Origin of the sequence: Bradyrhizobium sp. 179, from assembly GCF_023073535.1 — a bacterium.
Lineage (GTDB): Bacteria > Pseudomonadota > Alphaproteobacteria > Rhizobiales > Xanthobacteraceae > Bradyrhizobium.
This window is the reverse complement of sequence record NZ_JADPJR010000010.1, coordinates 63,759-76,820: the sequence shown is the minus strand read 5'-3', so window position 1 is coordinate 76,820 and position 13,062 is coordinate 63,759. Positions and strand designations below refer to the sequence as shown.

Genomic DNA, 13,062 nt, shown 5'->3' with positions numbered 1-13,062 from the left:
GCAGCTCAATGAAAGGCCGAGAAAGACCACCACCAACGTGCCCGCCGCCGCACTGTGGGCTGATCTGAAGACTTCGCGCTTGCTCAAGGAAGACATGCCTGTGCCGGTGTAACCAGGTCGCTCATCGCCTACTTGCCCGCGCCGGTCGTCAACCCGCTGACGATGTAGCGCTCGAGGAAGATGCCGATCAGGACAAGGGGCGCAATTGCAGCCGTCGACAATGCCGCCATCGACCACCAGTTGATGCCCTGCGAGCCGGTCTGGCTCGCGACCATCACAGGCAGAGTCTTGGCGTCGGTGCTGGTGAGCAGCGCTGCGAAGAAATATTCGTTCCAGCACAACACCAATGAGAGAATGAAGGCCGCCGCCATACCAGGAACGGCTAGCGGCAGGATGATGCGCAGAAACGCGCCCCAGGTCGACAGGCCGTCGACGAAGGCAGCCTCATCGAGCTCGATTGGGATCGAATTGAACTGGTCGCGCATGATCCAGATGACGATCGGCAGCACCGTCAGCGTATAGAGCAGGATCAGGCCGAAGCTCGTGTCGAGCAGCGCCAGAGCTTTGTAGAGCACGAGAAACGGCAGCGCGAGCACGACCGGCGGCAGTATCAACTGCGACATGAAGAAGAACAGGATGTCTTCATTGCGCATCCATGCGAACTTGTAGCGGAAGCGGCTGAGGCCGTACGCCGCCAGCGATCCGAGGATCAGCGCTAGCGTCGATGCCCCGACCGAAGTGATGATGCTATTGACGAAGCGGTTGACGAATTCCGAGCGCGCCGTCGAGGTCCCGAAGAGCGTGTCCGGCGACAACCCGAGCGAGCGCCATCCCTTCCAGTCCGGCTGGAAGTCCAGCCAGGGGATCAGATGGGCCTGCGTCACGTCGACCGCCGATTTGAACGAAGTCGTGACGGTCCAGTAGATCGGGAACAGGCAGATGAATGTCCAGAGCAGCAGCGCGGCGTAGGCGGCCGCGCGGCCGAAGATGCGCCGCGCACGCGGGGCGACGAGACGTCTGCGGGCGGAGTCAGATGCGGTCACTACAGCCAAGCGTAACTCCTTTCGCTATTCGACTCTCTGCGTCCAGCGTTTGGACAGTCGCAGCATCAGCGTCAGCAGCACGATGATCAACGCGAGGTAGACCATGGCGAGCGCCGTGCCGTATCCGACATTCGAGCGGTCGCGGTAGACGCGGTAGATGAAGCTCGACACCGTGTCGGTCGCGCCGCCCGGCCCGCCGGCGGTGACGTTGATGACGATGTCAGCGAGCTTCAGCTTGAAAATGATGCGAATGATGAGGACGGTGACGCTGACCGGCAGCATGATTGGAAAGGTTACGTGCCAGAACGACTGCCAGCCGTTCGCACCATCAACTTTAGCGGCCTCCTGCACTTCCTTGGGCATGGCCTGAAGGCCCGCGAGCAGGATGATCATGATGAAGGGAATCGAGACCCAGGCGTCCATTGCCTGGATCGTGAAGCGTGCCATCCAGGGCGACGCAAAGAAGGCCGGATTGTCCCAGCCGAGATAGCGCGCCAGGGTCGCCGCTGGGCCGAACCGATATTCTAGGAGCGACTTACCGATCATCCAACTCACTGCGACGGGACTCAGCATCATCGGCAGCAAGAACACGACGCGAAAGAATTTTCGCGCGCGAATCTCGGCGCTCAGCAGCAGCGCGAGCGCAAAGGCAATCGCGTATTCGCCGAGCACCGCGGCCGTGTAGAAGACCATGTTGCCAAGCGCATTCCAGTAATAGGTGTCGCTCAACATGCTCCTGAGATTGTCGAACCCGCTGAAGCGCGGGCCCTCGATGGAGGAGAGATTCCAATCCAGGGCGGCGATGTAGAGCCCGAAGACCGTCGGAAAGATCACGACCGCCACGGTGAAGAAGACTGCAGGGAGCAGGAACAGCGCACGCTGGCCGCGCTCGCCTCGGATCAAAACCTGTCCCGCGCCGAACGCAGCCGCCCAGAGTAGGTAGCCGACGAGGATCGGGCGCCAGTTGGCAAATCCGGTCGCGATCGTCCCGGTCGCGTGCAGGATCTGCATGACGACCTCTAGCAGGAAGATAAGCGAGGCGAGCCCAATCAGCGCGCGACCAACCGTTTTCCGCCGGTTGGCTGTGCGCTTCTGCACCACTTTCCGGGGTGGGGTGTCAACGAGAATCTGCATCGGTATCGAACTCTGCCGCGCCTGCGGTTACCTAAAGAGCAGCTGTCCGCGACGATGCGGCCCCTCTCACTCCGTCATTCCGGTTTTTGTCCTTTCGGACCGCCCCGGAACGACGGTGGTCATCACGCAACTACGCGCCCAAGGAGGCCTTGTAGAGCCCGATCTGCCGCTCGCGGCCGATCTGGTCGGTGAGCTTCTCCCAGGCGGCGGCGATGTTGTCGGCGCCGGTTTGCGCGTCGACCTTGCCGGAGAAGATCTTGGTCAGCTCGTCCTCCGCGATGCTGTAATACTGGAAGATGCCGGGAATGCGCGGCTCGACCGCGCGGTTCGGATGGTTGTAGGAGCCGAGCTGTGAGTTCAGGTAGGAGGTGATGTATTTCCTGTCGTAGCCCGCCGCGACCCACTCGTCGAACTGGAAGTGGCTGGTCCGATGCGCCTGGAAGCCGGAGGGATACATCACCATCCAGAGCGACAGATCCTTGCCTCCGAGATGCGCAGCCGCGCTCCACGCCGCCTTGTGCTTCTTCTCGTCGCCATTGACGCGGGCCATGACGTAGATGCCCCAACCGAGATAGGCGCAGTTCGGCGCATGGTTCGGGCCGTTCGCAAGCTTATCCCACTTTCCGGTCTTGGAGTTGTAGACATCGTCCGAGCCCGGCAGGATGTCGAAGGCGACGACGTCGCCGATTACCGAGGTGTCGCTCGCCTTCGCCACCTGGCCGATGTCGCCCCACCAGGGGATCATCGAGCCGATGCCGGCCAGAAATTGCTGGAAGCCGGTGGTGTTCGGATCCGCATTGAGCTGATCGGCAGGTTCGAACGGCAGCGCGTCAATCACGTCTTGGATGGCGCGGACCCAGGCCGGATTGTTGATGCGCGGCTTCATCGTGTCGATGTCGAACAGCCAGGCCTTGTCGTCTGGATGCTTGGCATAGGCCGAGGCGCGACTCGCCAGGAAATAGAAGCCGAAGCCGCCCCAGGGCTTTGGAGCGTCGAGGTAGCCGAACACGTTCTGGCCTTTGAACTTCTTGCCCTTGAGGAATTTCGTCACCGACTGTACCTGCTGCCAGGTTTTCGGCACGCCCCATTCACTCGTGTTGCCGGCGTCCTTCCAGGCCTTTGCAAGCGTGGCGTCGGAGAATATGTCGGTGCGGTAGTTGAAGTTGTGACAGTCGCCGTCGATGGTGATGCGATAAGTCTTGCCGTTCCAGGTTCCGACCGGCGGCTTCAGGTAGTCGACGTAATCGTCGATGTCGATTTGCTTCTTGACCCAGTCCGGCATCTCCGAGGCGAGTCCCTTGCCGCAGACATCACCCTCGAACGGGGCGCCCATCTCGAGGATGTCGAAGTCGACCGTGCTGGTCGCGATCGCCTGTTGCAGACGTGGGTTGTAGTCGGCCTGCGCCAGATCGATCCAGGAGATCTTTGCGCCCGTATAGGCCTCCCACGGCTTCAGGAAGCCGCGAAACAACAGGTTATGCAGATTCTGATTGTTTAGTCCCATGAAGGAGAGCTCGACACCTTTGAACTCGCCCTCCTTGATGCTGGCCTTGGTCGGGCCAAGGCAAAGCTCACCGACCTTTTGCCAGTCGGCGTCGGTCGGAGCACCTTTGCCAACGCCTGGAATTTTCGTGATCTCGGCGCGCAGATTGGCTTGTCCGAATGCAAGCTCGGAGAAGGTGCCAAATGCGCCGCTCGTGCCAAGTGCGGCGGCTCCGGCCGCGCTCTTGAGCATCGTGCGCCGGCTCGGGTGCATTGCGGGATGCTGATCATGCTCTTGCTGCTTCACCACGAAATCCTCCCGTTTTTTGACGCTGCTCATGTCAAAGTCTTGGTCAGTCAGATTGGGCCGCCTAAGCACCATGGAGAAGTGACGCTCGCGGAACTTCATGTCGCGGCGGGGGTGCGAGAAAGCCGCGGCGAGTATGCAACGGCACCGATCAATGTCAACGAATCCGCGCAAAGCGGACGCGGTCGACCGCATGCAATGCAAACGGTGCTGTCGATCTCGCGCTGCAGTAGCCCATCATGCGTGAGCTGGCTTCGGCGAGGGATGGCGCGTCGCCGTCATATTTGTTTGCGCCGAATGCGTAGCGCAGCCCGTGCTGCAGCGAATGCCTTGGCGCGACTTAACGCGCATCAGGCGGGATCACGCCCTTCTTGAAGATGAAGCAGCCATAGAAGCGCCGTTCGCCGGTCTGGACCACGCAGTAGGACTTTTTCGCAAGCTCGTAGAAGGCAAACCGCTCGATCGACGCCAGCGGAAGCGAGCGGCCTTCGGCGGCGTCGATCTCCTTCTGTACCTCGGCCTGCACGGCCGGGATTTCGTTCGGCTGCCCCAGGATCTCCATGCGCAATGCCGGCTTGTCGACAAAGGAATCGAGCGGTAGCACCGACAGGATCGCGCGCGCGGCGCGGCCCGCGCTGACGTTGTCAATGCGGAGCAGCTTTCCGAGGGCGGTCTGGCGGGCGACTGAGTCGGCCGGGAAATTCGTATCGCAGAGCACGAGGTCGTCGCCGTGCCCCATGGACCGCAGCGCATAAAGCACGTCAGCATTCAGAACATGGTCGATCGACTTCAGCACGGCGCGCCTCCCTGGAAATGTTCAGGTCTTTCTGTCGGCCCAATATCCGACGTCTCCGCGCCGTCGTCCATATCGACCGTTCGGAGCCCGCTCGGTGATCACCGAGTCTGGCGTATTTTTTCAAGACCCCGTGCACGATGCGGCGTGGAGCGGTCGTTGTCGCGTTATGTTGGATTTGGCCGTCTCCTGGACCCAGCTTAAACTTCCTCATGTGGATTGGAGCGAGAGTTTAATATTCTCACTCGGTTAGAGGTGAACGACGTGTGCACGGGGAGGTCAAAGACAATCTCATCACGGCCAAGATGAGCAGACCTTCTGAGATGTACGCGGGCAGCCTCGGGTCGGCGGACGACTACAAGCCGACGTTTCCGACGGCGACGAGGAGGGCTGCGTTTGCGCTATTCGTCGCTACACGCCTATTGCCGCTCACCTCGGACGCCGAGAATAGTGTTGTCGTTTGCCAATAGATGTAATGGGCAATAGGGCGACCCCGCCGAGGCTGCGCAGGGTTCGTAACCGGAAGTCAGGATTGTTAGTTCAAGTCGGTTCCGCGATTTGCGGTCAGTTGCTGACGATACCGCTCGGCATCCCAATTCACCAATGCGGCCTCGTTGCTCTGAGTTAGGTAGCGGACCTGCGCAGTGAGAGGCAAACGGCAGGTCACCAGCGCGAGACAGCTTAGCATCGCTTCGGCGCCGTCGCTTGCATCCTTGCGAACGACGCAACCAAGGCCCGGAATAAGCAGCGCGACCGGGTGCGGCAGCCCGTTCAGCTGCACTCGCGATGTCAGGGCGCGAAGATTCTCGCCTCCCTCGAGCACGGGTAAGCCTGGACCGAGGAAGACCACATGATCCGGATAGAGCGAACCGCTGATTGCAACCGAGCGGCTGTATGGGTCGATAGCGATGCTATGGCACTGCGGGTCCTTTGGCAGGCGATACGCCGTGCCAGCACAGATAGAGAGAAGCGCCCCTTGATCCGGGGGAATTGCGGAGCGTGGCGCAAGCGCAAGGCGCCTCTCGACCTCGTCCACCAGCGCCTCTGCCGCAGCGCTGGTCTCGGCACCGACCACCAGCCCGTGATTGCCGAGGACCAGCACATCCACCTTGTCCTGCGCCAGCGCGTCGTTCACGACCTTAGCCAGCGGCAGTCCTGGATGGTGATAGTCCAGCCAGCGCCAGGCCAGTCCCTCCAGTCGTTTCGCAAATTCCTCCCGCGCATCGATCCGCACCGCCCATGCAATGGTGTTGACCGAATGCACATGCAGCACGACCGTGTGCGGCATCAGCGCGTGCAGAGAGGTTTCGATCGAGGCGCGCAAGGCTGTGCCCGCGCCAGGCGCGAGGGGGACACGTTCGTCACCTTGCGCGAGCGCTCGTCGCGCGGCGCTCAGCGATACCGGCACGAAGATGTCCTTTTGCTCGGCATCCGCAAGCCATGCGCCTGACGCCTTCACCCAGAGCAGATCATCCTGCTTGATCGAAGAGTTGCCGCCGGCTCCCTGCACGAGAAGGATGTTGCGGCCGACACGCGTCGACATCTGGCGGAGTTCGTGGAGCAGGGCAGGTTGCTGTTGCATCGCGTGCCTCTCACCAGGCCAGATGATCCATCGTCCAGTGCGGCGCCGGCACATCCGCGCCGCGCAGTTTTCGCACCAATCCACCCGGCCCAGTCCGCGTCTTGTCCCGGTGCACGCCGGACCTGAGCAGAAGCGCCAGCATGCCCGCATGACGGGCGCCGGCAACGTCATGGTCAAGGCTGTCGCCGATCATCAGGACGCGCGCCGGGTCCGGCTGCCCCAGCCGTTCGAGCGCCGCTGCAAAGATCGGCCGGTGCGGCTTGCCGACATAGGCGACGCGGCCGCCCAGCGCTTCGTAGAAGCGCGCCAATGCGCCGGGCGCGGGCATCAGTCCGGTGGCGCCGAACATCGTGAGGTCGGGGTTGGCGCAGAGCATCGGCAAGCCGCGCGCAGCGGCGTCCGTTAGGTCTGCGCGCCAATGTTCGGGCTCGGCCATGGCATCATCGAGCCCCGCGAGCAGGATGAATTCGGCTTTGCCCATGTCGGCAACGAGATCGAGGTCGAGCCCATCGGTGATCGCATGATCGCCGCCGCGCGCGATCAGGAAGCAGGTGCGGCCGACGCCGATGAAAGGCTGCTGCGTGCGGGCCTTCAGGCCGTGCCAGGTGACTTCGCCAGAGGTCAGGATGCCGTCATAAGCGCCCGTGGGGAGGCCGAGCGAGGCGAGCCGGGCTGCATTGCTGCTCGCGCGCTTGCCGGAATTCGACAGCACGAGGACGCGCTTGCCGGCCTCGCGCAGGCGCGTCACGCAGTCGCGCGCCCTGGGAAAGATCGCCTGGCCCTCGTGCAGAGTGCCCCATTGATCGAGCAGCACGTGATCGAACCGGTCGGCGATCGCGCCGAGACCTTCGATGTCGACAATGTCGGCTGTCATGGCGGGCCGCCGCGCAATGCCAACAGCGCCGCGCCGTAGCTTGCCTCCGTCTCTTCGGCAACGGTTACGGGAACGCGCAGCGCCCGCCGCCTGATCTCGGTCCAGGCTGCGTTCTTCGTCCCGCCGCCGATGCTGATGACGCGTCGCAGCTTTGGCGCACCGAGTTCGGCCAGGCGCCGATAGGCGAGCGCTTCGATCCCCGCGATGCCCTCGAGCAGCGCCTGGTAGAAGCGGTGCTCTTCAGCCGGGCGCGGCGCGACCCTTGCCGGCAGCGCAGGATCCGCGATCGGAAAGCGCTCGCCGGGCTTGGGCAGCGGATAGTAGTCGAGCCCCGTCGGGGTCTCCGGCTGCAATCGTGGCGTCAATCGCTCCATGTCGGCGGCCGTGAAATGCGCGAGCAGGGCGCCGCCGCCGGAGTTGGACGCGCCGCCGGCGAGCCAGCGCTCGCCCAGCCGGTGCGAGTAGACGCCCTGATCGGCTGCGAAGATCGGACGTGTCGCCAGCAGCTTCACGACCAGCGTCGTACCGAGCGAGGTGACGGCATCGCCGGGCGCATCCGCCTGCGTGGCAATGAAGGCGGCGACGCCGTCGGTGGTGCCGGCCGAAATGCACGCCGACGGCGGCAGGCCGAGTGTGCCCGCGACCTCGGGATCGATGTCCGCGAACGGCGTTCCCGGCACCACCACCTTCGGCAGCAGCTCGCGTGACACGCCAAGCCGCTCAAGCCAGGCCGGCCACGTCCGTGTCACCGGATCGTAGCCGAGCTTCAGGACGTTGTTCTCGTCGCTGACGCCATGATGCCCGGCGAGCCTTCCTGCGATCCAGTCGGCCTGATGCACGGCAAAGCGCGCCTTGTCCGCTTCCGCGCGATCGCACAGATACAGCAGCTTTGCCAATGCGCTGCTCGCGCCGTGCGCACCGCTATCCGCAGGGGCGACGGCCGCAATGCGAGCGGCCTCCGCCGTCGCGCGCGCATCGTTATACATCAGCCCTGGCGTGCAGGGCCGCCCCCCGGCGTCGATCAGCAGCAGCGTGCCCGACGTGCCGTCGACGCAGACGCGCTCCACCGCCTGGAGATCGATCTCGCGGCCGAGCTTCCGGATCGCGATCGCCGTCGCATCCCACCACAGTTCCGGATCCTGCTCGAGTGCATTGCCATCCTGGCGCGGCGCGGGCAGGGGTACCGATCCCATGGCGAGCTTGGCGCCACGCGCACCGACGGCGCAGGCGCGAACGCCGCCGGTTCCGACGCCGATGCCGAGGAACACGCCTGTCATTCGACCTCCACGAGGGCGACGGTTGCAGCGATCCGCGCGGCAGATTGCAGCGCAGCACGTTTGGGGGATTGACGTCCCGACGCGCGTCTGCAATTTTTTGCAAGACGTGAAGAAAATTGCAAGCGGGCATTTCCGGCGTGGCGATAGCTTCCGACAGGCTGCCGATGGTGGACGGTGAGGCGTCACTCGCGACGCGGGCGGCGTGGCTCTATTTCGCCGCCGGCCTGACCCAGTCCGAGGTCGCCGATCGCCTCAACATCCAGAGTACCAAGGCGCATCGGCTGATCGCGCGCGCCAGCCGCGAGGGCATGATCCGCGTCTTCGTCGAAGGGCCTGTGGCCGAATGCGTCGCGCTGGAGAACACGCTGGTCGAGCGCTACGGCCTTGCCTTCTGCCGCGTCGCGCCTGATCTCGGCGAGGGCGACCTGCCACTCAAGGCCCTGGCCCTCGAAGGCGCGAGCTTCCTGCGGCAGATCCTCGAGCGCGCCGAGGAAAAGATCATCGGCGTCGGCCATGGCCGCACACTGGCGGCAGTGGTGGAGCAGTTGCCGCAGACACCGGCGCGCGACGTGCAATTCGTCTCCCTGCTCGGCGGATTGACGCGGAAATTCGCCGCCAACCCGTTCGACGTGATCCATCGGCTGGCGGAGCGAACCGGGGCGGAGGCCTATCTCCTGCCGGTCCCCGTGTTCGCCAATTCGGTCGCCGACCGTGCCGTGCTGATGAAGCAGTACGGAATCGCGGAGGTGTTTGCGCTGGCGCGCGAGGCCTCGCTCCTGTTCGTCGGCATCGGACAGATCCATGCCGAGGGCTTCCTGGTCTCGAGCGGCATGATCAGGCCGGACGAAGTCGTCGAATTGAAGCGCGCCGGCGCCTGCGCCGACCTGCTCGGACATTTCTTCAACGCCAACGGCGAGCTGCTGGACATCGACCTGTCGGCGCGTGCGACCTCAATGGAGGCGGCGGACCTCAGGAAACATCGCATTGTCGCCATCGGCGGCGGTCTCGCCAAGGTGACGGCGCTGCGCGCGGTGCTGCGCAGCCGCCTCTTGCACGGTCTCATCATCGACGAGGCGACTGCTCAGGTCCTCGCAACCGACAAGCTGGAGGCGACATCCGGCAAGGACAAGAACAACAAGACCAAGAATAAGCGTCAGAAGGGAAGTAAACGCGCATAACGGGAGGTTACCCATGTACGATCGCGAGAAGAACCTGTTCGACTCCTACGCCGCCAAACGCATCAGCCGGCGTGATCTGCTGGATGGCGCCGCCAAGCTCGGCATCGCTGGCGTTGCCGCCAACGCGGCCTATGTCTCCGCAATGTCGCGGGCCATGGCGGCGGACTTCAACTGGAAGGCCTATAGCGGTAAGACGGTCAAGCTGCTGTTGAACAAGCATCCCTATGTCGATGCGATGATCGGCGACATCGAGGCCTTCAAGACGCTGACGGGGATGAACGTCGCCTACGACATCTTTCCCGAGGATGTCTATTTCGACAAGGTCACCGCGGCGCTGTCCTCGAAATCGGACCAGTACGACGCCTTCATGACCGGCGCCTACATGACCTGGACCTACGGTCCGGCCGGCTGGATCGAGGATCTCAACGCCTACATCAAGGACCCCGCAAAGACCAACCCGGCCTTCGCCTGGGACGACGTGCTGCCCGGCCTTCGTTCGTCGACCGCGTGGGACGGCGTTGCCGGCTCCGAGCTCGGCTCGGGCAAGGCCAAGCAATGGTGCATTCCCTGGGGCTATGAGCTCAACAACATCACCTACAACCGCAATATCTTCGACAAGGCCGGCGTCAAGCCGCCGAAGAATTTGGACGAGCTGCTCGACGTCGCCGCCAAGATCACCAAGGATGCGGGCGGACCTTACGGCGTCGGCGTGCGCGGCTCGCGCTCCTGGGCCACGATCCATCCCGGCTTCCTCTCGGCCTATTCGAATTTCGGCCAAAAGGACTTTGTGATGGAAGGCGGCAAGCTGAAGGCCGCCATGAACACCAAGGCATCGAAGGAGTTCCACGAGAAATGGGTCAAGATGATCCAGACCTCGGGCCCGAAGAACTGGTCGACCTACACCTGGTATCAGGTCGGCACCGATCTCGGCGCCGGCGCCTCCGGCATGATCTTCGACGCCGACATTCTCGGCTACTTCATGAACGGCGGCGAGAACAAGGAAAGGGGCCATCTCGGCTATGCGCCCTTCGCGGCCAATCCGGCCGCCAAGGCGCCGACGCCGAACGTATGGATCTGGTCGCTCGCGCTGTCGAGCTTCTCCAAGCAGAAGGACGCAGCCTGGCTGTTCATGCAGTGGGCAGCCTCGACCGAGCACGATCTGTTTGGAGCCCGCAAGATGGATTTCGTCAATCCGGTGCGCGCGTCGGTCTGGAAGGACAGCGAATTCCGCGATCGCATCGCGAAATCCTATCCCGGCTATCTCGAACAGCACGACTTGTCGTCGCCGGGCGCCAAGATCTACTTCACGGCCCAGCCCTTGTTTTTCGACCTGACAACGGAATGGGCCGCCTCGCTCCAGAAGATGGTGGCCAAGGAGGTCAGCGTCGACGAGGGGCTCGACAAGCTCGCCGACAGCATCAACCGACAGCTCAAGCAGGCTGGCCTTGGTTGAACAGACCTTGGTTGAACATGACGCCTTGCGTGGCGCCCATTCCTCCGCGCCACGCCCGACCCGTCGGTTCGGAACGCCCATGCGATCCGGGCCGGCGGTGTTGAAGCCAATGCGTGATCCCGTATCATCATGAGCATGGTCCAGTTGTCCCAGACGAATGTGCTGCCGCGCCGCACCACGAGGCTGCGCGGGCGCATGCTGCCCTATCTGCTGAGCTTGCCGGCCCTGCTGGTCTGCATCGCCATCCTCGTCCCCTTCGTCACGGCGGCGGTCTATTCGCTCCAGCGCTACCGGCTCAATCTGCCTCATCTGCGCGGCTTCATCGGTGCCAACAATTACATCGACTTTCTCTCCGATCCCGCCTTCTGGAATACGCTGCGCATCTCGCTCACCTATACCGCGCTGACGGTGGTGCTCGAGCTGCTGCTCGGCCTCGGCATTGCCCTGCTGCTGCGCCGTCCGACGCGCTTTCACAATGCGGTGTCCATCGCGCTGCTGCTGCCGCTGATGACGGCGCCCGCGATCGCCGCGCTGATGTGGAAGCTCATGACCAATCCGAGCTTCGGCATCCTGTCCTATCTCGTCAGCCTGCTCGGCGTGCACGACTTCAAATGGGCGTCCGATCCTTCGAGCGCATTGTTCACGGTGGTGCTGGTGGACGTCTGGGTCTACACGCCCTTCATCATGATCCTGCTGCTGGCGGGCCTGCGCTCCCTGCCGCGGCAGCCGTTCGAGGCCGCGGCGCTCGATGGTGTCCCGGCAAGCTTCGTGTTCTTCCGCATCACGCTGCCGATGCTTGCGCCCTACATCATCACGGCGTCGCTGTTTCGCCTGCTGGATTCGATCCAGCAGTTCGACATCGTCTATGCGATGACGCAGGGAGGTCCCGGTGACCGGCTGATGGTTTTCCAAGTCCAGGCCTATCTCGAATTCTTCCAATACACCAATGTCGGCCGTTCGGCGGCACTGCTGATGATCCTGTGGCTGATCACCAATATCCTGTCGAACATCTTCATCAAGAACTGGCTGCGCCTGCGGGCGCGCGCCCACGGCCACGCGTGAGGCACGGGAGGCGGCGATGGATCACTCCAGTCTCGCAGGACGCATCTTCCGCGGCATCGCGCTCGCGCTGGTGCTGGTGTTCTTCATGTTGCCGATCGTCTGGATCTTCCTGATGTCGTTCCAGACCAACGAGCAGATCCTGCGCATTCCGCCGCGCATCCTGTTCGAGCCGACGCTCGCGAATTATCAAGCACTGATCTCGGGCCAGCTGCGCACCACGGCCGGCAATCTCGAGATCTCCTTCGTCCGCAACCTCATGAACAGTTTTGTGCTGTCGAGCGCGGCGGTGCTGCTGGCGCTGCTGCTCGGCGTGCCCGCGGCCTATGCCTTTGCGCGTTTCAAGTTCAAGCTCGGCGAGACCATCGCCTTCACGCTGCTCTCGTTCCGCTTCGCCCCGCCGCTGCTGGTGCTGCTGCCGCTGTCCCTCTACTACCAGCAGCTCGGCCTCAACGACACGTATCTCGGCATCGTCTGGGTCTATCAGCTCATCGCGCTGCCGCTGATCCTGTGGATCGTGCGCGGCTATTTCGAGGACATCAGCCCCGACATCGAGCATGCCTATCGGCTGGCCGGCCATTCCTGGCGCGAAGCGTTCACGCGCATCGCGGTGCCGCTCGCCGGACCCGGTATCGCGGCGGCCGGGTTGCTCTCCTTCATCTTCTGCTGGAACAACTTCGTGTTCGCACTGATCCTGGCCTCGGCCGATAAGCAGCCGGTCACGGTGGGGGCGCTGGCATTCGTCACCGCGTCAGGTATCCAATACGGGCAGATCGCAGCCGCGATCGTGCTCTCGGTCACGCCGACCCTGTTGCTCGCGCTCTACGCGCAGCGCTACCTTGTCGAGGGCTTGTCGCTCGGTGCGGTGAAAGGCTGAGAG

General features: G+C 63.4%; 11 protein-coding genes. 4 read left to right on the top strand and 7 right to left on the bottom strand.

Going from position 1 to position 13,062, the window contains the following annotated elements; all coding sequences use genetic code 11:
• Positions 1 to 128 precede the first annotated feature (128 nt).
• From IVB12_RS03135 to IVB12_RS03105, 7 genes are all read right to left on the bottom strand, one after another.
• Complete coding sequence (locus tag IVB12_RS03135) at positions 129 to 989, bottom strand: carbohydrate ABC transporter permease (RefSeq protein ID WP_247295614.1); 861 nt, start codon at positions 987 to 989, stop codon at positions 129 to 131.
• Between the two features lie 78 nt (positions 990 to 1,067).
• Positions 1,068 to 2,177 carry a sugar ABC transporter permease gene (locus tag IVB12_RS03130; RefSeq protein WP_247295551.1) on the bottom strand — a complete coding sequence of 370 codons (1,110 nt, stop codon included), beginning with the start codon at positions 2,175 to 2,177 and terminating at the stop codon, positions 1,068 to 1,070.
• Between the two features lie 130 nt (positions 2,178 to 2,307).
• Positions 2,308 to 3,933 (bottom strand): sugar ABC transporter substrate-binding protein, encoded by a 1,626-nt coding sequence (locus IVB12_RS03125; protein ID WP_247295612.1) that lies wholly within the window; start codon positions 3,931 to 3,933, stop codon positions 2,308 to 2,310.
• 373 nt (positions 3,934 to 4,306) lie between these two features.
• Positions 4,307 to 4,762 carry an RbsD/FucU family protein gene (locus IVB12_RS03120; protein WP_247295549.1) on the bottom strand — a complete coding sequence of 152 codons (456 nt, stop codon included), beginning with the start codon at positions 4,760 to 4,762 and terminating at the stop codon, positions 4,307 to 4,309.
• Positions 4,763 to 5,294: 532 nt separating this feature from the next.
• Complete coding sequence (locus tag IVB12_RS03115; RefSeq protein ID WP_247295547.1) at positions 5,295 to 6,341, bottom strand: class II aldolase/adducin family protein; 1,047 nt, start codon at positions 6,339 to 6,341, stop codon at positions 5,295 to 5,297.
• Positions 6,342 to 6,351: 10 nt separating this feature from the next.
• A complete protein-coding gene (locus IVB12_RS03110; protein WP_247295545.1) occupies positions 6,352 to 7,215 on the bottom strand; it encodes a TIGR01459 family HAD-type hydrolase in 864 nt (287 codons plus the stop codon).
• On the bottom strand, positions 7,212 to 8,492 hold the full coding sequence (locus IVB12_RS03105) for an FGGY-family carbohydrate kinase (RefSeq protein WP_247295543.1): 1,281 nt from the start codon (positions 8,490 to 8,492) through the stop codon (positions 7,212 to 7,214). Before IVB12_RS03105 ends, IVB12_RS03110 begins: the two co-directional genes overlap by 4 nt.
• A 137-nt stretch (positions 8,493 to 8,629) precedes the next feature.
• Between IVB12_RS03105 and IVB12_RS03100 the strand changes: the two genes are divergently transcribed.
• The 4 genes from IVB12_RS03100 (at position 8,630) to IVB12_RS03085 (ending at position 13,059) form a co-directional block, all read left to right on the top strand.
• Complete coding sequence (locus IVB12_RS03100; RefSeq protein WP_247295541.1) at positions 8,630 to 9,670, top strand: sugar-binding transcriptional regulator; 1,041 nt, start codon at positions 8,630 to 8,632, stop codon at positions 9,668 to 9,670.
• A gap of 13 nt (positions 9,671 to 9,683) precedes the next feature.
• On the top strand, positions 9,684 to 11,123 hold the full coding sequence (locus IVB12_RS03095) for an extracellular solute-binding protein (RefSeq protein WP_247295539.1): 1,440 nt from the start codon (positions 9,684 to 9,686) through the stop codon (positions 11,121 to 11,123).
• A gap of 135 nt (positions 11,124 to 11,258) precedes the next feature.
• The gene (locus IVB12_RS03090) at positions 11,259 to 12,185 is read left to right on the top strand and encodes a sugar ABC transporter permease (RefSeq protein WP_247295610.1); all 927 of its coding nucleotides are present in this window, start codon (positions 11,259 to 11,261) and stop codon (positions 12,183 to 12,185) included.
• Positions 12,186 to 12,201: 16 nt separating this feature from the next.
• Positions 12,202 to 13,059: a carbohydrate ABC transporter permease gene (locus IVB12_RS03085; protein ID WP_247295537.1), complete on the top strand. Its 858-nt coding sequence runs from the start codon at positions 12,202 to 12,204 to the stop codon at positions 13,057 to 13,059.
• The last annotated feature ends 3 nt before the right edge of the window (positions 13,060 to 13,062 follow it).

Coding starts and splice junctions, on each gene's coding strand:
- IVB12_RS03130 (WP_247295551.1), bottom strand. CDS start 2,177: ATGCAGATTCTCGTTGACACCCCACCCCGGAAAGTGGTGCAGAAGCGC.
- IVB12_RS03125 (WP_247295612.1), bottom strand. CDS start 3,933: ATGCACCCGAGCCGGCGCACGATGCTCAAGAGCGCGGCCGGAGCCGCC.
- IVB12_RS03115 (WP_247295547.1), bottom strand. CDS start 6,341: ATGCAACAGCAACCTGCCCTGCTCCACGAACTCCGCCAGATGTCGACG.
- IVB12_RS03110 (WP_247295545.1), bottom strand. CDS start 7,215: ATGACAGCCGACATTGTCGACATCGAAGGTCTCGGCGCGATCGCCGAC.
- IVB12_RS03105 (WP_247295543.1), bottom strand. CDS start 8,492: ATGACAGGCGTGTTCCTCGGCATCGGCGTCGGAACCGGCGGCGTTCGC.
- IVB12_RS03095 (WP_247295539.1), top strand. CDS start 9,684: ATGTACGATCGCGAGAAGAACCTGTTCGACTCCTACGCCGCCAAACGC.
- IVB12_RS03090 (WP_247295610.1), top strand. CDS start 11,259: ATGGTCCAGTTGTCCCAGACGAATGTGCTGCCGCGCCGCACCACGAGG.
- IVB12_RS03085 (WP_247295537.1), top strand. CDS start 12,202: ATGGATCACTCCAGTCTCGCAGGACGCATCTTCCGCGGCATCGCGCTC.